Source organism: Corynebacterium jeikeium (assembly GCA_003955985.1).
GTDB lineage: Bacteria > Actinomycetota > Actinomycetes > Mycobacteriales > Mycobacteriaceae > Corynebacterium > Corynebacterium jeikeium_D.
Genome location: CP033784.1, coordinates 1,427,733 through 1,445,912, shown reverse-complemented (window position 1 = coordinate 1,445,912; position 18,180 = coordinate 1,427,733). Strand labels below are relative to the sequence as shown.

15 protein-coding genes are annotated in these 18,180 nt (G+C 60.6%); 3 read left to right on the top strand and 12 right to left on the bottom strand.

The window, feature by feature from the left end; genetic code table 11:
• Window positions 1–65: 65 nt before the first annotated feature.
• Entirely contained in the window at window positions 66–1,628 is a 1,563-nt protein-coding gene (locus EGX79_06400) for a lipase (GenBank protein ID AYX81844.1), read from the bottom strand.
• A gap of 113 nt (window positions 1,629–1,741) precedes the next feature.
• On the opposite strand from EGX79_06400, the gene cobG reads away from it, so the two are divergent.
• Genes cobG through cobJ form a run of 3 tightly spaced genes read left to right on the top strand, consistent with a single transcriptional unit; the run spans window position 1,742 to window position 5,331 of the window.
• Window positions 1,742–3,055: a precorrin-3B synthase gene (cobG, locus tag EGX79_06395; GenBank protein ID AYX81843.1), complete on the top strand. Its 1,314-nt coding sequence runs from the start codon at window positions 1,742–1,744 to the stop codon at window positions 3,053–3,055.
• Between the two features lie 11 nt (window positions 3,056–3,066).
• Window positions 3,067–3,717 (top strand): precorrin-8X methylmutase, encoded by a 651-nt coding sequence (locus EGX79_06390; GenBank protein ID AYX81842.1) that lies wholly within the window; start codon window positions 3,067–3,069, stop codon window positions 3,715–3,717.
• 3 nt (window positions 3,718–3,720) lie between these two features.
• Entirely contained in the window at window positions 3,721–5,331 is a 1,611-nt protein-coding gene (cobJ, locus tag EGX79_06385) for a precorrin-3B C(17)-methyltransferase (GenBank protein AYX81841.1), read from the top strand.
• 3 nt (window positions 5,332–5,334) lie between these two features.
• Here the strand turns inward: cobJ and EGX79_06380 are convergent, their stop codons facing one another.
• The 11 genes from EGX79_06380 to pafA all read right to left on the bottom strand — a co-directional run bounded on the left by EGX79_06380 (window position 5,335) and on the right by pafA (window position 18,179).
• Entirely contained in the window at window positions 5,335–6,075 is a 741-nt protein-coding gene (locus EGX79_06380; GenBank protein AYX81840.1) for a cobalt-precorrin-6A reductase, read from the bottom strand.
• Window positions 6,063–6,836, bottom strand: coding sequence for a precorrin-4 C(11)-methyltransferase (cobM, locus tag EGX79_06375; protein ID AYX81839.1), 774 nt, complete (start codon window positions 6,834–6,836; stop codon window positions 6,063–6,065). The genes EGX79_06380 and cobM overlap by 13 nt, the downstream gene beginning before the upstream one ends.
• A 46-nt stretch (window positions 6,837–6,882) precedes the next feature.
• A complete protein-coding gene (locus tag EGX79_06370) occupies window positions 6,883–8,109 on the bottom strand; it encodes a bifunctional cobalt-precorrin-7 (C(5))-methyltransferase/cobalt-precorrin-6B (C(15))-methyltransferase (protein ID AYX81838.1) in 1,227 nt (408 codons plus the stop codon).
• Window positions 8,106–8,870, bottom strand: coding sequence for an SDR family NAD(P)-dependent oxidoreductase (locus EGX79_06365; protein AYX81837.1), 765 nt, complete (start codon window positions 8,868–8,870; stop codon window positions 8,106–8,108). The genes EGX79_06370 and EGX79_06365 overlap by 4 nt, the downstream gene beginning before the upstream one ends.
• A gap of 32 nt (window positions 8,871–8,902) precedes the next feature.
• Window positions 8,903–10,027 carry an aminopeptidase P family protein gene (locus EGX79_06360; protein ID AYX81836.1) on the bottom strand — a complete coding sequence of 375 codons (1,125 nt, stop codon included), beginning with the start codon at window positions 10,025–10,027 and terminating at the stop codon, window positions 8,903–8,905.
• 80 nt (window positions 10,028–10,107) lie between these two features.
• Entirely contained in the window at window positions 10,108–12,894 is a 2,787-nt protein-coding gene (locus EGX79_06355) for a DEAD/DEAH box helicase (protein ID AYX81835.1), read from the bottom strand.
• Between the two features lie 24 nt (window positions 12,895–12,918).
• The gene (gene tatC, locus EGX79_06350; protein ID AYX81834.1) at window positions 12,919–14,145 is read right to left on the bottom strand and encodes a twin-arginine translocase subunit TatC; all 1,227 of its coding nucleotides are present in this window, start codon (window positions 14,143–14,145) and stop codon (window positions 12,919–12,921) included.
• An 18-nt stretch (window positions 14,146–14,163) separates the two neighbouring features.
• Entirely contained in the window at window positions 14,164–14,475 is a 312-nt protein-coding gene (locus EGX79_06345) for a Sec-independent protein translocase subunit TatA (protein ID AYX81833.1), read from the bottom strand.
• Window positions 14,476–14,549: 74 nt separating this feature from the next.
• Window positions 14,550–15,581 (bottom strand): WYL domain-containing protein, encoded by a 1,032-nt coding sequence (locus EGX79_06340; protein ID AYX81832.1) that lies wholly within the window; start codon window positions 15,579–15,581, stop codon window positions 14,550–14,552.
• A complete protein-coding gene (locus EGX79_06335; GenBank protein ID AYX81831.1) occupies window positions 15,581–16,609 on the bottom strand; it encodes a WYL domain-containing protein in 1,029 nt (342 codons plus the stop codon). Before EGX79_06335 ends, EGX79_06340 begins: the two co-directional genes overlap by 1 nt.
• A 43-nt stretch (window positions 16,610–16,652) precedes the next feature.
• Window positions 16,653–18,179 (bottom strand): Pup--protein ligase, encoded by a 1,527-nt coding sequence (gene pafA / locus EGX79_06330; protein AYX81830.1) that lies wholly within the window; start codon window positions 18,177–18,179, stop codon window positions 16,653–16,655.
• Window position 18,180: the final 1 nt, after the last annotated feature.

Genomic DNA, 18,180 nt, shown 5'->3' with positions numbered 1-18,180 from the left:
TCACCGAGCTTCTCGTCAGCGGCATGGCAGTGGATTTCTCCATCACTCTACTGCAGGGGCTATTGCTAGAGTTCCAGCGACTGCTCCGCCGGCTGATCTGGGAAGTGGGACCAGAGGAAGTCGGTGGCATTAGTCAGTTCCGCGAGCATCGGAACGATATGGTTAATGCCCGTCTTCGGTAGCACCGGTGAAGTCGTGTTTTCGACGTACTCCAGGTCGGTGAAGCCGAGATTCAGCCAGGAATCGCGCAGCTTGCGAACCTGGTTGATGGGGATGATGTCATCATGCTCACCCGAGTAGAGGTACACCGGCGCATTTGGGACGAAGTTGCCGACGCGCTGGCGTGCGAGTTCCTTCTGTACCGGCTCGTAGCGCTTAATCATCTCGCTGAGTGACTCACCGCTAGTCGTGTACTGGTCAGTGGTTTCAAACGAGTGATGGAAACCCAAGCCACCCGCGCAGTAGTTGCCCACGTTGTCCAGCAGTTCTTTGCCTTCGGGGCTGATTTCTTCCTTGAGGACTCGGCGCAGCTCCGGATCCTTATCCAGGACAGAATTGATTGCGAGTGCAATCGCGGCGGTCAGCGTAGTGCCATCAATCTGGTCGAGGACGTTTGCAAGATCGGACGGCGGGCCACCGGCGGCAGATGCGGCAACGTTGAGCTCCGGAGCGTAGACACTTGCACGCTCAGCAGCTGCAGCGGCTGCGGAGCCACCCTGGGAGTAGCCATAAATTCCCACGGGCGCATTTTTGTCCACGCCGAGCTCGTGTGAGGCAGACACGGCATCAAACAGCGACTGTGCTGAGGCGATGTTGTCGACGTAGTCCTGGTTACCCTGGGCATTGCGGTGGTGGTCGATCATCACCACAGTCGCGCCTCGCTTCAAGTTCGCGACCATCGGAATCGTCTCGTATGGAGCAATAATGTCCAACGGACCGAACTCAATCTTTAGGCCGGTCTGTGAGGAGATTGATGGGTCGCACTTTTCCGCGCCACCCTGCGTGCCCGGAGCGATTGCCACGACCGGACGCGGACCGCTGCCCTTCCACTCCGTCTTCGGAGTCACCACAAGGGCTGTGTCCACACTGGGATTGCCGAGGGAATCCGTGGAGTTGTAGTGAATACGCTTGGCATCCACATTCCACAGCTTGTCGTTCACCATCATCTCGGCATCCTCACTGCTGACCAGCATGCCGGCATTTGCCGTGCGCGACGGGGTCAGCGGCAGAGAATTCAGCGGCGAGGCTGCGGCCACGCGAGCCTGTTCCGGGGTCAGCTGCCTGCCTGCGCCCTCGCTACCAGACTCCTCATCGTCCTTCTCGATGCCGAGTAGCCTCTCCATATTCGGGTTCGGTACATGGCCGAAACCAGGCAGTTCGCGGTTTGCGCTTGACGACGACACCTTATCCGCCAGCCCACTATCCGATAGGCCCGGGATGTTTAGTGGCTGTGCGTTTGCAGGTGTAGCCAGGCCGATGGGCATAAGACCTGCTAGCGCTACCCCGATTCCCGTTCGGATTGTGCGACGGTTTCGTCGTGAAGCAGAGCGTGTCTGTGTCGAGGCACGGCCGGTGCCGACGGTGTCGTGTGCCTCGTGCGTGAGTGCTTCAGCGTCGTGATGTGGCATGAAATCTCCTGAATAACCCCAGATTGAAAACCCAATGAAAACTCCCCTTAATTCAGAGGAAGTTAGGTTATGAAAACAATAAGGTTTTAAAAAGGTAGATCGGTGGATTTTCAGTGAAGAATTTGTATGTTTTTGCGGAGGGGTATGAAAACTCCACTTCAGGATGGTTTCGTTGGGCTGGAAAGGGGCTGGATAATGTGCCCCTGTTTTCGGGGGCTCAGCTCTGTGTGTGTTTGCGTATTCTTGAGAGTATGACTGCATCTGATCAAGGAACCCGCACTCGTCAGGACGGTTGCCCCGGCAGCCGCAAGGTTCATATCGCAGCTGATGGCGCAATTGGTCGTCTGCGCTTCCCCGGAGGCTTTCTTCCCGCGCCGGGCTTCGCCGTACTCGCCGATTTGGCCGAGAATTTCGGCGACGGTGATATTCACTTCACTTCCCGCGGCAATGTTCAGATCCGTGGCATCACCAACACCGGCGCATTCGCCGATGCCGCGGAAGAAGAGAAGCTGGTTCCCTCCACCAGCCACGACCGCGTACGCAACGTTCTTCAGTCGCCGCTGTCCGGTCGCGTTGGTGGTAAAGCTGATGTTCGTGACCTGGTTCAAGAGTTCGACAAGGCTCTCATCGCGGAGCCGTCGCTGGCAACACTGCCAGGTCGCACACTCATGGCTTTCGACGACGGCCGCGGTGACGTGCTCGGTGAGCGCCCCGACTTCGGCGTTGTCGCCCACGATGAGGGCACGTTCGAACTCATCATTGGCGGCGCGACCTCGGGGCTTGTCGTCTCGCGTGACGACGTCGTGGAGGCTCTCATCACCACAGCGAAGGTGTGGAATGACAGCCGTGGTTCAGCCTGGCGCATCGCGGAAGCCAATGCGGCCGAGCGCATTGCCGATGCTGTAATCGAGGAATTGGGCGCCCGAGTCCGTCGCCAGGAGCCGACCCCGGCTGAGAGCTTTGATGCCACCGCCGGGCTGTCCCGCCAGATCGGTTGGATTGACCAGCCGGATGGCCTGGTTAGCCTGGCCGCTGGCCTGCGCTTTGGCGTCCTCCCGGCGCGTCTGGCCCGTGCGATTTCGCATACGCAAGTTCCTGTGCACGTCACTCCGTGGTACTCGCTGATTCTGCACGATTTGGAAGAGGAAGTTGCCGAACAGGTCGTCAAGGTATTGGCGCCCAATGGCCTGATCTTCGACCGGAAGTCCACCTGGCTGCGCGTCAGCGCCTGCACCGGACGCCCCGGCTGCAAAAAGTCTCTGGCTGACACCCGCGGCGATGCTTCTCACGCAATTGCTGATGGCCGACTGCCCGAGGGGCGCGTGCACTTCTCCGGTTGTGAGCGTCGCTGCGGCAAGCCCAAGGGCGGTTACTTCGACTATCTCGCCACCGGGGACGGAGAATACGAAGTCACTGCTGTGGACTAGGCTTTAAGCCTATGAAGCGCTTTGAGTACAACACCGACGGTGCGGATATTTACCGTAACTCGTTTGCCATCATTCGCGAAGAAAGCGATCTTTCCCGCTTCGATGCCGATGAGGAAACCGTCGCTGTCAGAATGATTCACGCAGCAGGTCAGACCGACCTGACCAAGGACATCGTCTTTTCCACGGGAGCTGTGCGCGCAGCTCGCCAGGCTCTCGAGGAAGGCGCTCCTATCTTCACCGATGTCAACATGATCGCCTCGGGTATTACCCGCAAGCGCTTACCTGCTGACAACGAGGTCATCTGCCTGCTGCGTGATGAGCGCGTCCCCAAGCTGGCTCAAGAACTCGGCACCACGCGCACTGCTGCCGCCGTGGAGCTGTGGAAGCCACGCCTAGAGGGCGCGGTTGTCGCCATCGGCAACGCTCCCACCGCCCTCTTCCACCTGCTCAACCGCATTAATGAGGGCTCCTTCCCCATGCCCGCTGCCATTTTGGCCATGCCAGTGGGCTTCGTCGGTGCCGCGGAATCAAAGCAGGTCACTATCGACTCCGGTGCCGAAAACCCAGAGCTGAAGTACATCACCGTCACCGGCCGTCGCGGTGGCTCGGCTATCACCTGTGCTGCCCTCAATGCCATTGCCACCGCAAAGGAGATCATCTAAACCATGTCCGGCTCCTACAGTGCTCAGCCTGGTCATCTCTACGGCGTCGGACTCGGTCCCGGCGACGCAGGTCTCATTACACTCCGCGGTGCCGACATCATCCGCACAGCCGATGTCATCGCCTACCATGCCGGCACTCACGGACGTTCCACGGCGCGCTCAATCGCCGCCGAACTGATTGACGCGCGTGACGACGCTGCCGTGGAAGAACAATTGCAATACCCGGTGACCACCGGGCGCCCAGCCGACTATCGCGAGCAGCTCGCCGGTTTCTATGCAGAGGCCACTGCTCGCCTGCACAAGCACTTGGCCGAGGGACGAAGTGTTGCAGTGCTTTCGCTCGGTGACCCGATGCTCTATAGCTCGTACCAGCATCTGCACCACGCTCTCAGCGAGGGCTTCCCCACTGAGATTGTCCCCGGAGTGGCCAGCATTACTGCGGCGGCAGCAGAGATTGGTCAGCCGCTCGGCGAGGCTACCGAAATCGTCAGCGTTGTCCCAGCCACCGCCGATTCCGAGCGCATCGCTGCGGTTCTTGACGCCTCAGACTGTGTAGTCATTATGAAGCTGGGGAAAAACGTTGAGAAGGTGCGCACAGCGTTGCAGTCCGCAGGCATGCTCGAGCGCGCCTACGTTGTCGAGCGAGCAACGATGAATGAGCACACCAGCTACCCGCTGGTCGATGCAGACCCGGAGAAAGTTCCGTACTTTGCAGTAGCCGTCGTGCCTTCCGCTGTCTACGGCACTGAACGGAGCGTATCTGGAGCATCAGAGCCAGCTAATGATGTGGCGACCGGTGTAGCCACCGATACGGCGACTGAGTCGGCTACCCCAGCGGTCGGTGAAGTTATCGTTGTCGGCCTGGGCCCGGGTGCGGAGCGCTGGACCACCCCAGAAGTCACTGAGGAACTGGCCCGGGCCACGGATCTGGTTGGCTACTCCACCTACATCAACCGGGTTCCTGAGCGCGCCGGGCAACGCCGCCACCTCTCCGACAACCGCGTAGAGGCAGAGAGAGCCACTATGGCGCTGGATATAGCCAAGCGTGGAGGTCGAGTTGCGGTGGTCAGTTCCGGTGACCCGGGGGTCTTCGCCATGGCGGCCGCAGTGCTGGAAGTCGCTGACGACGATATGTGGCGAAACATTCCAGTTCGAGTCGTGCCGGGCATGACTGCTGCTCAGGCTGTCGCAAGTCGAGTGGGTGCTCCCCTTGGCCATGACTTTGCGATGCTCAGTCTCTCCGACAGGTTGAAGCCCTGGGAGGTCGTCGTTAAGCGAGTGCGTGCTGTAGCCGGTGCGGACATGGCGTTTGCTGTCTACAACCCGGCCTCCAAGTCGCGGAGATGGCAGATTCGAGAGCTGCGTGCCTTGGCTTTGGAATACCGCGAGCCGACAACGCCTGTGATTGTGGCGCGGGCAGTCGGCTCGGAGCAGGAACACGTCACCGTGACCACGCTGGCGGAGTTCGACCCGGATGTCGTCGATATGCGGACCATGGTGATTATTGGTTCGTCGTCGACAAAGGCGTATCGTGCCGGCAAGACCACTCGGGTCTACACCGCACGCCACTACGGTGAGGGCGGCACCAGCGGAACTGGCGAGTTGCTGCGTTAGCCGCTATGCCCGGCGGATGACGGCGTTGTACGCCTCATCCACCGTTGTGGCGACGGTGGCGATATCCGCGCCGGGCAGCTGCGGGCGCTGCACGATAACGACCGGCTTCTTCAGGTCGCGGGCTGCCTCAATCTTGGCGTAAGTAGCAGCACCACCGGAGTTTTTGGTTACCACGCAGTCCACGGCGTAATCCCGCATGAGCTTGCGCTCCGCTGCGACATCGTAAGGCCCACGGCTGAGAATAATCTTCCGATTCTTCGGCAGCGGCGGCGCGGGCTGTTCCACACAGCGAATGAGGTAACGGCCGTTGGAATCACCGGCAAATGGAGCAAGCTGCTGACGGCCAATAGTGAGAAACGGGCTGTAGAAACGGTCGGCAACAACGTCCGCGGCCTCCTGCATGGAGGACACCTCAATCCAGTTGTCGCCAGGCTGCTTCTCCCACGCAGGGCGATGCAGCGCAACAAGCGGAATACCGGTGGCTCGGGCAGCTTCAGCAGCAGATTCGCTGATCTGTTCTGCATACGGATGCGTGGCATCGATGATGACTTCAGTGGCATCGGAGATGAGCCACCGAGTCAGTCCTGCGGGACCGCCAAAACCGCCAATGCGGACATTGCCGACGGGCAGCTTCGGGTTAGAAACGCGACCGGCCAGTGAAGAGGTGACAAACCAGCCCTCGCCCACTAAGCGCTTGGCCAGGGCGCGGGCTTCAGCAGTTCCACCCAGAATTAGTGCACGCATGGAATGGTCCGTCCGTGTTCATCGCGTGGACGATCATCGCTGTAGAGGTAGCTATCCGGGAACGCCTCGGCGGTGAGCACCTTGCCGACAATGATGACAGCCGTACGAGTCACACCTGCATCCTTGACCTGCTGCGCGATATCAGACAGCGTGCCGCGGAGAATAACCTGTTCCGGACGGGATGCGAAAGCCACGACTGCCACCGGACCGTGCTCACCATAATGCGGGGTGAGCTCCTCGACCACACGATCGATGTCGTGGGCGGCCAAGTGAATGCACAGAGTTGCGCCCGTGCGGCCGAAGTTCTCCAGGGTCTCGCCCTCCGGCATCTTGGAAGCGCGCCCGGAGATACGAGTCAGCACCACCGACTGGCCAACAGTTGGCACCGTGAGCTCGTGGCCCAGAGCGGCCGCCGCCGCGGAAAATGCCGGCACACCCGGAACGATTTCGTAGTCAATGCCGAGCTCGCTGAGACGACGGACCTGTTCTGCCAGCGCCGACCACACCGACGGGTCGCCGGACTGCAGGCGTGCGACATCCTTGCCCGCCGCATGCGCTGCCTGAATGGTTTCGATGATGGTATCCAGCGGCATTCGCGCGGTGTTGATGATCTCTGCGCCTTCGGGGCAGTGTTCCAGCACCTCAGGCGGGACAATCGATCCCGCGTAAAGGCACACTGGGCAGGAACGAATAAGCCGGTCCGCGCGCAGCGTCAGCAAATCCGCTGCCCCCGGGCCTGCACCGATGAAATACACAGTCATTGTGAGTTACAGAGTCCTCAATATTTTCTAGACAGAGAAATTACGTCTATGGTAGCGCAGGCTCTACTGGCTTCTCCGCCACCCACTGCACCACCGGCAACGTAGGGCGCCACGCAGTGAAACTGCCGACTGCACCTGCGCGCTCCACGGAAAGCCGGGTGACATCCCCGCCATAGTCGCGACGCGCCTGCCACAGCAGAGCCTCCGACTCCAGCGTCACGGTGTTTGCGACGATGGTGCCTCCCGGGGCAAGGCGTTGCCAACAGGTTTCAATCATTCCGTCAGCAGTGAGACCTCCGCCGATGAAAATGGCATCTGGGCGAAGATTCGAGTCCGCCAACACCGCTGGTGCCGCTCCGCGGTGGACGGTCACATTGCCAGACAGAGCCGCCACATTCTTAGCAATTCGCTCTGCACGAACAGCATCGCGCTCGAAAATTTCCGCACGTCCGCCGTGCCGAGCCCACTCAATGCCAATCGACCCCGTGCCACCGCCGACATCCCACAGCAGCGCTCCCGGCCGCGGATCCAACGCAGCGACCGTCATTTGGCGAATCGGCGCCTTCGTCAGCTGGCCATCTGAATCAAAGTCACCGTCGCGCAGCCAGCCGCGCGCGCTTCCCGACGGCTCCACCGCCAGCACCGTGAGGTTGCCAGCTGGAACTGGTGGGTTCGCCACCGTGCCTGCGGCAACGGACTCCGGCAGCCCTGTAGCTTCCGTGCCGCCGAGATTGGTCAGCGCGGTGAGCTTGGTGTCTGGGCGGTCGGCTAAAACCGTAGCGACCTCTTTCACTGAGTCCGCGTTTCGGCACAGCACCAGGAAGGGCCGTAGTGAATCCGCTACCGGTACGACACGCGCGGCACCAGGTAGCCCCGGCTCGCCTGTCACCAGCGAAATCACCGGAGTGTCATGCAAGGGCCAGCCGAGGTAAGCGCAGGCCAATGAGGCTGACGATGGCGCTGGAATAACCTCCACGGCGCCACGGCCGAGCTCCCGGACCAGGGACACGCCGACACCGTGGAACATGGGATCGCCACTGGCGAGGATGACATCGACTGCGGGGTCAATATCTGCCAGGGTGGCCCGCCAATCCTTCCAGAAGCCACCTGGCCAAGGTGAGAGGTCGGCGTCCAGGTTGACGTCGGCAAGCAAATGGAGCTGACGGGGAGAGCCAATGATGCGGCGAGCCGACGACAACGCCTCGACAGCGCGGGCGGATAGGCCAGGGTACCCGTCGCAGCCGATGCCGACGACGCGAAGCTTTGGGCTCATCGGGGCATCTTCCGCCAAATCCAGCGCGGAGTCAGATGTGTGGCGCGTGCGAGCAATGCCAATTTACGCGGCACCCAGACGTGGGGCTTCCGACCGTCGAAAGCAGTGACGGCGGCCTCCGCGACCTCGGCGGGGCGCGAGGACATCGGCGCTGGCTTCATGCCTTCGGTCATGCGGCCGATGACGAAGCCCGGCCGGACAATCGTCAGCTGAATATGGCTCCCGTGCAGGCGGTCCTGCATGCCCTGGAGGAAACCGTCGAGGCCGGCCTTCGCCGAACCGTAGACGTAGTTGGCGCGGCGCACGCGGGCACCTGCGATAGAGGAAAAGGCCATGATGCGGCCCGCGACCTTATCGCGCACAGGCAGCGTGCCGGAGGCGATGTCGGACTCCATGCGCGCGACAATCTCAGTGAGAATCGATGCCTGTGCTGTGAAGTCGGTATGAATGACTGCCGCAGCAGCCTCGCCGGACTCCTCACACTTCCGTTGATCACCGAGGATGCCGAACGCGACAATCACCGTGTCGATGGGACCGTGCTGCCAGGCGTGCTCAACAAACTGACGGTGTGCGGCGATGTCATCGGCATCAAAGTGGATGCGGTGCACCGCGACGGCACCGGAGTCGATGAGCCGACCGGCAATGCCGTCGAGCGCCTCAGTGCGGCGCGCAGCGAGCGTGAAGGTGTTGTGGTTGGCCAGTCGCGCGGCAACTTCCCCGCCGATCTCGCTGGTGGCACCAAGAACGAGTACGTGTCCCATGCGCTAGAAAATACCTTTCCTCTAAGCCTTGATTAGACGGTAATTAAATCGTGCGGACCATTATTGACCGATTCTCCGCCGTCTTCGGTGACAACGATGATGTCTTCCAGGCGCATACCGAACTCACCCGGCAGGTACACGCCCGGCTCCACCGAAAACGCCATGCCAGGCTCGAGCTTGAGCTCATTGCCAGCCATAATGAACGGTTCTTCATGCGTGGACAGGCCAATGCCATGACCAGTGCGGTGAATGAAGTACTCGCCGTAGCCCGCAGCGGTGAGGCTATTACGCGCAATCGCATCGATCTCTGCGGCCGTCACGCCGGGGCGCACCGCCGCCACGGCAGCTTCCTGCGCCTTGCGCAGAGCTGCCCACGCTGCAGCTTCCTTCTCCCCCGGCTTGCCGACGACATAGGTGCGCGTGCAATCGGAGTGGTAGCCAAGCGGCAAGGTGCCTCCGATATCGACGACCACCACGTCGCCTTCCTCGATGACGCGGTCGGAGAAATCGTGGTGCGGATTCGCGCCATTTTCAGCGGAGCCGACAATGACGAAGTCAATGGCGACGTGCCCCTCCTCCAGGATGGCAGCCGAGATCTCGTCGGCGACCTCGCGCTCAGTGCGACCTGCGCGCAGCATGCCCGGCACTCGAGCGTGAACGCGGTCAATAGCGGCGCCGGCCTCGCGCAGCTGATCAATCTCAGCGGCGTCCTTGCGCATGAACAGTTCCTTCAGAAGGTCTCCGGCCAACACAGTCTTGGCTCCGGTGAGATCCTGGATAGGAATCAAGTGGTCAGCGGTCAAAGAGGCTCCCACTGCGAGGGTGCCCACGTGGCCCACCAAGTCGGCGACAATGCGGTGCGGATTCTGGCCGTCTTCCCACAACACCACATCGGCGTTGAGATCACCGATTGCACACAGTGGCAGGTCCCCGCGCTCCACGGCGGGCAGTACCAGTGTGGTGGTGCCGGATGCAGTGACCACCAGCGCGGTGAGACGCTCATGCGAAGTGACCGCAGAACCAATGAGATACTGCAGGTCAGCGCCGGTTCCAAAGACTGCAGCGTCCGCATCGCGGCTGCGGAGTAGCTCCGCAGTGCGATCCAGACGCTGCTGATAGATGTCAAAGCTAAAGATACCGTTGCTCATAGTTGCCAACTGTACCCGTCGGCCTGTGCCCGTCGCCGGTTGAGTGGCCTCGGGGCGGCGAGGCTTCGGCTGACCAACGTAACCGGCAACTAATTGTTCAGCGCCACTACGCCCCTGCGAATTGCCTGAATAGCCTCGGCGGACTTGTCGCGAATGTCCGTGGAGTAGCCGGTCTTCTTGATCTGCTGCAGCAGGTCAATGACCTGACGGCACCAGCGGACAAAGTCGCCCGGGGTCAGCTCCGCGCCACTCTCGGCGGCGGCTTGCAGGCAGTACCCCAGCGGTGCACCCGCAGTCCACTGATGAATTGCGGTGGCAAAAGCCATATCCGGCAAGTCCGTTACCGGCAGCCGGTAACGGCGCTCGTCCTCCGACAGTTCCTCCCAGATGCGGTAGGTGTTCCCCAGCGCCTTGGCCAGCGGCTCGGTAGGCACCTCGTCACTGCCTTGACTGGCCTTGCGGTTTTCAAAGACCAAACTCGACACCGCACCGGCCAGTTCCGCGGGGTCCAGATCATCCCAAATACCGCGGCGCAGACACGTGGCCACCAGCAAATCCGAGCCGTTGTGAATCTGCGCCAGCCGCAGGCCTTCCTCGGTAATTGTCGGCTCCGCGCTCTCCGGCCATTCCACGTAGTCCATTTGTGTTAGCAACTGCAGCATGCGGTCGAATGTGCGCGCCAATGTATCCGAGGCGGAATCGACGCGCTTTTGCAGCTTGGCCACATGCGCCTCGGCCTGCCGTAGCGTATCGGCGTGACGAGCCATCGTCTCCACCGCAGGATCGCCATGTAGCGGATGCTCGCGCAGCTCCTGTCGCAGCTTCCTCACCGCCGGCGAGTTGCCACCAGTGCGACGCTTCAGCCGCTTTGGTCCCTTTAGCCCCTTGCGGCCAATCTCTGCGCGCACAATTCCGAGCGCACGTCGCGGATGCCGGTCCGCATCCCGAGGCAGCTTAATCGCGCCGACCGTCTGCGGCGCCGCTGGGAAGATATGCGGCTCCACACGCCCCACGAACCCGCCGACACTGATGACACCGGGACGTGGATTTGACTTCGAATGGTCCTCTCGGTACACCACCGCCAGCTGCACCTTCTTACCCTTCGGCAGCGGAATAACCTCGCCTCGACGGAGTCTGCGCAGCGCGGTCACCGTTTCTGTGTGGTGGTCTTCAATATTGCGGCGCTTGGCGTTCTTCTCCTCCTGGGTCAGCTTCGCGCGCAGATCCAGGTATTCAAGCATCTGGGTCAGGCGCTCGTCGTCACGCGAACTGCCTTCCTCGCTTGACGACGACGCTTCAGCCTCCGACCCTTCAGCGTGTGCGTCGGCTCCCCTGCCGAGCAATTCCGCACGCAGGGCCGCGGCTTCCTGCTTGGCCTTGGATAGTTCGGCGGCAACTCCGACGATGTCGCCATCCGCCTGGAACTGGGCGAATGAGCGCTCCATGACGCGCTTCGAGCCGTCGTAACCGAGCGTCTGCAGGAGGTTGACGCTCATGTTGTAGCTCGGCGCGAAGGTGGAAATCAGCGGATATGTGCGCGTAGATGCCAGCCCTGCGACAGCCTTCGGATCCATTGCCGGGGCCCACTGCACCACTGCGTTGCCGACAGTGTCGATACCGCGGCGGCCAGCGCGACCGGTCATCTGCGTGTACTGACCCGGCGTGAGATCCACGTGTGCTTCGCCGTTGAACTTGACCAGCTTCTCCAGCACGACCGTGCGGGCAGGCATGTTGATGCCCAGCGCAAGCGTCTCGGTGGCGAAGACAACCTTGACCAGGCCTTCGTTAAAGAGCTCTTCCACAATGTGCCGGAACGCAGGCAGCATGCCCGCGTGGTGCGCCGCAAAACCACGGATGAGAATGCGGCGCCAGCGCAGGAAACCGAGAACCTGCAGGTCTTCCTTCGGAATGTGTGCAACACCGTCATCGATGATCTTGGCGATGCGCTCCTGCTCATCCCGGTCAGTGAGCTCTGCGCGCGTAGCACCGACCTGCGCCAGCGCGCCTTCGCAGCCCGCGCGGGAGAAGATGAAAACGATCGCGGGCAGCATGTTCATGGAGCCGAGCATGCGGATAACATCGCCGCGCTTCGGCGGACGGAACTTGCGCTGCCCCTTATCGCCCCAGCTATACGAGCGCCCACCGCCCTTGTGCTTTTTGTACTGGTAGCGCTCCCTGGCCCCAGCGTCGCCGTAGCCGAACTCGGCACGACGGCACGCCTCCAACAGGTCCTGATTGACCTTGTCCGACTTCGCCTCGAAGAGTGGATAGAGCCGGTTTCCCACCAGCATGTGCTGATGCAGCGGAACCGGGCGCAGATCCGTGACAATAACGTCCGTGTGCCCGCGCACCGTGGAAAGCCAGCGACCGAACTCCTCGGAGTTGGACACCGTCGCCGACAAACCGATGACGGCCACGGATTGGTCGAGGTTCAAAATAACCTCTTCCCACACAGCGCCGCGCTCGCGGTCAGCGAGGTAGTGAATCTCATCCATCACCACATGCGTGAGCTTCTTCAGCGTCGGCGAGTTCGCGTAAATCATATTGCGCAGCACCTCGGTGGTCATCACCACGATGTCCGCGTCGCCGTTAATCGAAGTGTCGCCAGTGAGCAGGCCCACGCGGTCTTCGCCGTAGTCCTCGACTAGGTCGTGGTACTTCTGGTTGCTCAACGCCTTGATAGGTGTGGTGTAAAAGCACTTGCCGCCACGCTCAAGAGCTGCATAAATAGCGAATTCGCCAACAATAGTCTTGCCCGCGCCGGTGGGTGCACAGACGACAACGCCCCGCCCTGCCTCAATTGATTGGCAGGCGCGGAGCTGAAAGTCGTCAAGATCGAAATCCTGTTGGCTGACGAAATCGCCGAGAAGAGTCATGCCTCTAGAGTGTCATAAACCGCGCTAGAGAACATCATCAAAGTCGCTCGTCGGACGATTTCGCAAGTCCTGCGTCGGCATCGGAGTCTCCGGAATCATGCCCTGTGGCCGTGGTGGACGCGAATTGCGAGTAGGACGCATCTGGGATGCCCGCGTCGGCGTCGGCGCGTTCACTGGCGTGGGACCAGAGACCGGAGAGGTCGTCGGGGCCGCTGATGCCGTCGGCATGCCGCCCGGCTGAATCGACGTCGGCGCACTTACTGAAGTCGGGGCGTCAATGCCGCCCACGTCACCGATACCGCCGGCGGAGCCAATCGGGCCGGACGCTGTAATGGGTCCGGAGCCTTGCTCGTCATCGACGTCCAACCAATCAGGTCGCTCATTTGCTTTACGACGGTCATGGAGACGACAAATCTGGATTGCGATTTCCACCAGCAACGTCAGTGCCGTTGCCATTGCGACCATGGATATTGGTTCCTGCCCCGGAGTCATGAAGGCCGCAAAGATGAACAGCGACATAATGATGATGCTGCGCTTGTCCTTGATGCTCTCGTAGGTAACGACACCGGCCATGTTCAGCATGACCAGGAAAAGCGGAACCTCAAAGCTCACGCCAAAGCAGACGATGAGCGCCAAGAGGAAACCGAAGTATTGCGAACCGGTGAGTGCAGAAATTTGCGTCTCTTCACCAATCTGGAGCAAGAACTCCAGACCGATGGCGACAACGTAGTAGGCCAGGACGGAACCCATGACAAACAGCAGCGCGGCGGCAGTCACAACTCTGCGCGTGGTGCGGCGTTCCTTCCGAACCAAGCCGGGAGTGATGTAGGCCCAAATCTGGTAGAGCCACCATGGCGACGACATCACCAGACCGGCCAGCGCACCGACCTTCAGACGCAGCATGAACATTTCAAACGGACTGGTCGCCAGCAGACGACACTCCGCGCCCTCACCGCCGCCGAGACGCATCTCGGGTGGAAGCTGACAGTACGGATCCTTGAGCAACTCACCCAGGGACTTAAAGTGCACAGGGCCAACATTGACCGAGGTAAGCGGTATGCGGAACTGACCAATGGTAAAGGCTGTCTGATACCAGATAAAGCCCACAACAGTGCCAACGGCAATACCAGCGAGGGCGAGAACGAGGCGACGCCGGAGCTCTTGAATGTGCTCGACAATAGTCATCACGCCCTCGGGATTGCGCCTACGCTGGCGCTTCCGAGGACGTGATGTGGATGTAGCTGAAGTCACGCTTCAACCGGCCTTCTACTACTGCTGCGGCTGGCCAGGGTTGTTCTGGCCAGGCTGCGGCTGGTACGGCTGCTGCGGCTGAGCCTGCGGTGCCGGCTGCTGGTACTGCTGCTGCGGCTGGTACGGCTGCTGTGGCTGGGCTTGCGGAGCCTGCTGAATTGCAGCCTGCTCCTGGTGCTCGTCATCGTTGCGCATTTCCTTGACTTCGGACTTGAAGATACGCATGGAGCGGCCGAGCGAACGTGCGGCATCCGGCAACTTCTTTGCACCAAAGAGCAAGACAAGAACGACCAGGATAATGATGATTTCCCAGGGACCTAGGTTCGGCATCCGCTTAGAGACCTTTCGAATGAATACAAATACAAGTGGCAAGTTGCCACATCGTGCGCGATTAAAGCTTTGATTTAAGCCTTGTCGTTTCGACCATACTCTGCCAAAGCTTCGCGGGCTCGCGCAACAACGGCGTTTTTCAATTTTAAGGGCTCAGCGACCGTTACGCTCGGTGAACGGCGGAGCACAAAGGAGACTGTTGCGGCCAAGTCGGACATCGGCACGTCAGCGACATATTCCGACTGCCCTAAGCCTTGGTCAGAGACCAGTTCGGTATCCTCTTCTTCTCCCTCATCTTCGGTAAAGAAGACCGGTTCATAGTCTGCGATCCAGGTGGCGTCGGCGTCGATAAGCACACTTGCCCATTCGGACGTTCCCGTTTCCGCACCAAAGGCGTGGGGATCACGGATATCGAAAGGCTCGGGGCGGTGGAAACCGGCGGGAGTGTCGAGGACCTCGGCGGCCTCCAGGCGGTCGACGCGGAAGCTCTTCTGGCGACGGTCTTCCTGCGCACGGTCCACAGCGCGGAGGTACGTCGTGGATTCAACTGTATAAACGTTGACACAGTCAAGCTCACGGACTGTAATCTGCCCTGAGGCATTCCGGTAGCGCACCTTCAACACCTTGCGCTGATGCAGCGCGGAATAAATCTGCTCAGAAAAGGAAAAGGCCTTGCCATTTTCCGCAGCGGTCGAGTCAATGATGGGGACGTTTATTCCCAGAGCACTGCGTAGTTTTGTCGCGGCCGTCTGCGCGGCCTCGGAGGAAGTGGTGGCTGCGGAGTCCTCGATGGTTTCCAGGATGAGCAGCAAGGTCGCGGTTTCTTCGGCTGTGAGCGCACGTGGCTGGCTGAGCACCGTTGCCTGAGGCCGAATGCGGACATCAAAGCTGTTGCGGTAATCAACTTCAAAAGCCCGCACTCCGAGGAGTCCCGGCTGGTCGATGTCGGCAATCTGCTCCACGATTGCCCGAATTCGGGCAAAAGGTATGGCCAGCTCGGTAGCGGCCTCTGTCATTGAACGGTGCTGCGAAAAGTACGGTACGACCGCCAACAACTCGTCGACACTGACATTCGCGTCAAGTTCCCGGGCTGCATGCACTGTCATTAGTTGCCCTCCAAAGCGTTCTTCGCACCATTCGATCCGCCATGGCGAGCGAGTACCTGCTCCAACCGAGCAATAATCTCCGACCGTGCCTCTTCAGGTGATTCCACAATCAAATCCGGTGCGTAACTCAAACCTGTGGACACAATCTCACTCACAGGTGCCGCTGGCAGCTCGTAGCGCCCATCCCCCAACGCGGTCGCTTTCATCACCACATCAGCGCAGGTATTCGGAGCGATACGAACAACCGCCTGATAGGTCTTGCCACCGCGGTGCAACATGTTTTCCGCAATCTGTTGCAAGTCACCATCGGGCATTGGCTGGGTCGCCGACGTCCCTGTATCCGACACATCGCGGATACGGCTGAGCCGGAACATACGCGCGGCCTCACGCTGCGGATCAAAGCCCAACACATAAAAGCGCCCGCGCAGGTTAATCAGACCCCACGGCTCCAGCATGCGCAGTTCATCATCCACGCCGTACTGGCGGGAGTACCACATCTCCACTGTCCGGCGCGGCGAGGTCATCGCGGTCAGCAGTGTGCTGAAATCCACTCGACTCATATCCACCGCATCGGCCACCACCACCGACTCATCCGGCTTCGCAATGGCGCTGCGCTGCGCAAACGATGCGAGCTTCCGCCACGCCGCCACAGCCGTCGAGCTCAGCTCCTCCGAACCAAACGCCGCATTCGCCGCCTGGAAAACCACCGAAGCCTCCGCTTCAGTGAACTCGGGGTCGTGCTGGGGCCACCGTAGTCTGTTCAGGCGCAGACGTTTGACCTTATCGCCCGCGCTTGACGACGAAACCTCCACCGGGACCCCGGCTGCCAGGAGTGCCGCGGTGTCCGCACGTAAATAACGAGCCCGGGAATCCTCGGAAACACGGGAGTAACCCTCGACATGTTTGGAGATCCACGACTCGCTGACCCACCCGGTGTCGTCGGCAAGCGCCAACAGCAGCTGAACCTGACGTTGGTTCTCACTGATCGCAGCGGATCCGGGGTTTTCCGATACCGGTGAGACAGACACGACTGTGGGGCTCCTTTTCCTGGGGCAGTTTCCGGGGACGGAACTAGTTATTCGAATCCGTATCCGAGGTCTTCTTCGCGGCCGTCAGAATCTCGATCATCTCATTGACCTCATCGTTTTCCGTGGCAAAGGGGTCGCCGAGCATAGTGGAGATGGGATCGTCACCGGAAATCTTCAGGTGTGTCCAGTCCACTACGGTCTTCAAACTGGAGTCTTCAGCTGCAACGAGGAAATCACCGCGCAGCTTCGCACGAGTAGTTGGCGGTGCGATGCGGACTGCCTCAGCGACCTGCTCATCGGTGATCCACCGCGAGGCAATGCCACGGGCTTCCAGCGCACGGAAGATGCCTCGGCCGGGACGGATGTCGTGGTAGGCCAAGTCGATTTGATGAAGCTTGGGGTCCTCCAGCGTTAGACCGCGATCCAGGTAGCGTTTCATGAGCGAGTACTTAATGGCCCAGTCAATGTCGTGCTCAATGAGAGACCAGTCACCGGTTTCCACGGCATCCAGCGCGCGACCCCACAGCTCGACGATGCGGCCCATTTCCTCGTTGGACGTGCCGGCCCCGGCAATGCCCTTGTCTTCATTGACCATGTTTTCTTCGCGGACCTTCAGCCACTCCGTCGCAGCGTCCAGGAACTCGCGTTGAATCTGCAGTGCGGTGGCAGTTTCGCCACTGCGCAGTGGAATCTCGGCCTTGCCGGTCATATCGCGGCTCACCGCACGGATGGACTTGATTTCGTTGGCGACTTCGAAGTCCGGCAACTTCACGCCGGCTTCAATCATCTCCAGTACCAGCTGAGTGGAGCCAATTTTGAGCGCAGTCGTCGTCTCACTCATGTTGGAGTCGCCCACGATGACGTGCAAGCGGCGGAATCGGTTGGAGTCCGCGTGTGGCTCATCGCGAGTGTTAATAATCGGCCGGGAGCGCGTCGTTGCACTGGAGACGCCCTCCCACACATGATCCGCGCGCTGCGAGAAGCAGTACTGAATCGGATCGTTGTGATACGGCGAGGTTGGGTACGGCAGGAAAATCTTCCCCGCGCCACAGATGAGCTGTCGCGTAACCAAGAAAGGTAGCAGCAGCTTGGACAGGGACTTCAGTCCCAGTTCACGTCCAACCAGGTAGTTTTCGTGACAACCGTAGGAGTTACCGACGGTATCAACGTTGTTCTTCAGCAGGTAGACCTTGCCACCGATGCCCTCGTCGGCAAGCTCTGCTTCAGCCTTTTCAGCGAGTTCATTCAAGATGACCTCGCCCGAGCGGTCGTACGCTACCAGCTGCGAGACCGAATCGCACTCAGCGGTAGCGTACTCCGGGTGGCTTCCGACATCGAGGTACATACGACCAGCATTGGGGGTGAAAATGTTGGTTGCCCCGTACTTAGCGATCACCGGGCGGAACATGTAGCGGGCAATCTCATCCGGTCCCAGACGGCGCGAGCCATCCAGCGTCAGAGTGATGCCGAACTCGGTCTCAATACCGGTGATGCGTCGGGTCAACGCCTGTGCCGGTACCGGTGTCGGCGTTGCTTCCGGCTCCTGCTGCCCTACCTGCTGGTCAGTCACT

Coding starts and splice junctions, on each gene's coding strand:
- EGX79_06380 (AYX81840.1), bottom strand. CDS start 6,075: ATGCGTGCACTAATTCTGGGTGGAACTGCTGAAGCCCGCGCCCTGGCC.
- EGX79_06355 (AYX81835.1), bottom strand. CDS start 12,894: ATGACTCTTCTCGGCGATTTCGTCAGCCAACAGGATTTCGATCTTGAC.
- EGX79_06345 (AYX81833.1), bottom strand. CDS start 14,475: ATGCCGAACCTAGGTCCCTGGGAAATCATCATTATCCTGGTCGTTCTT.
- EGX79_06390 (AYX81842.1), top strand. CDS start 3,067: ATGAAGCGCTTTGAGTACAACACCGACGGTGCGGATATTTACCGTAAC.
- EGX79_06365 (AYX81837.1), bottom strand. CDS start 8,870: ATGGGACACGTACTCGTTCTTGGTGCCACCAGCGAGATCGGCGGGGAA.
- EGX79_06370 (AYX81838.1), bottom strand. CDS start 8,109: ATGAGCCCAAAGCTTCGCGTCGTCGGCATCGGCTGCGACGGGTACCCT.
- cobM (AYX81839.1), bottom strand. CDS start 6,836: ATGACTGTGTATTTCATCGGTGCAGGCCCGGGGGCAGCGGATTTGCTG.
- EGX79_06340 (AYX81832.1), bottom strand. CDS start 15,581: ATGACAGTGCATGCAGCCCGGGAACTTGACGCGAATGTCAGTGTCGAC.
- cobJ (AYX81841.1), top strand. CDS start 3,721: ATGTCCGGCTCCTACAGTGCTCAGCCTGGTCATCTCTACGGCGTCGGA.
- EGX79_06400 (AYX81844.1), bottom strand. CDS start 1,628: ATGCCACATCACGACGCTGAAGCACTCACGCACGAGGCACACGACACC.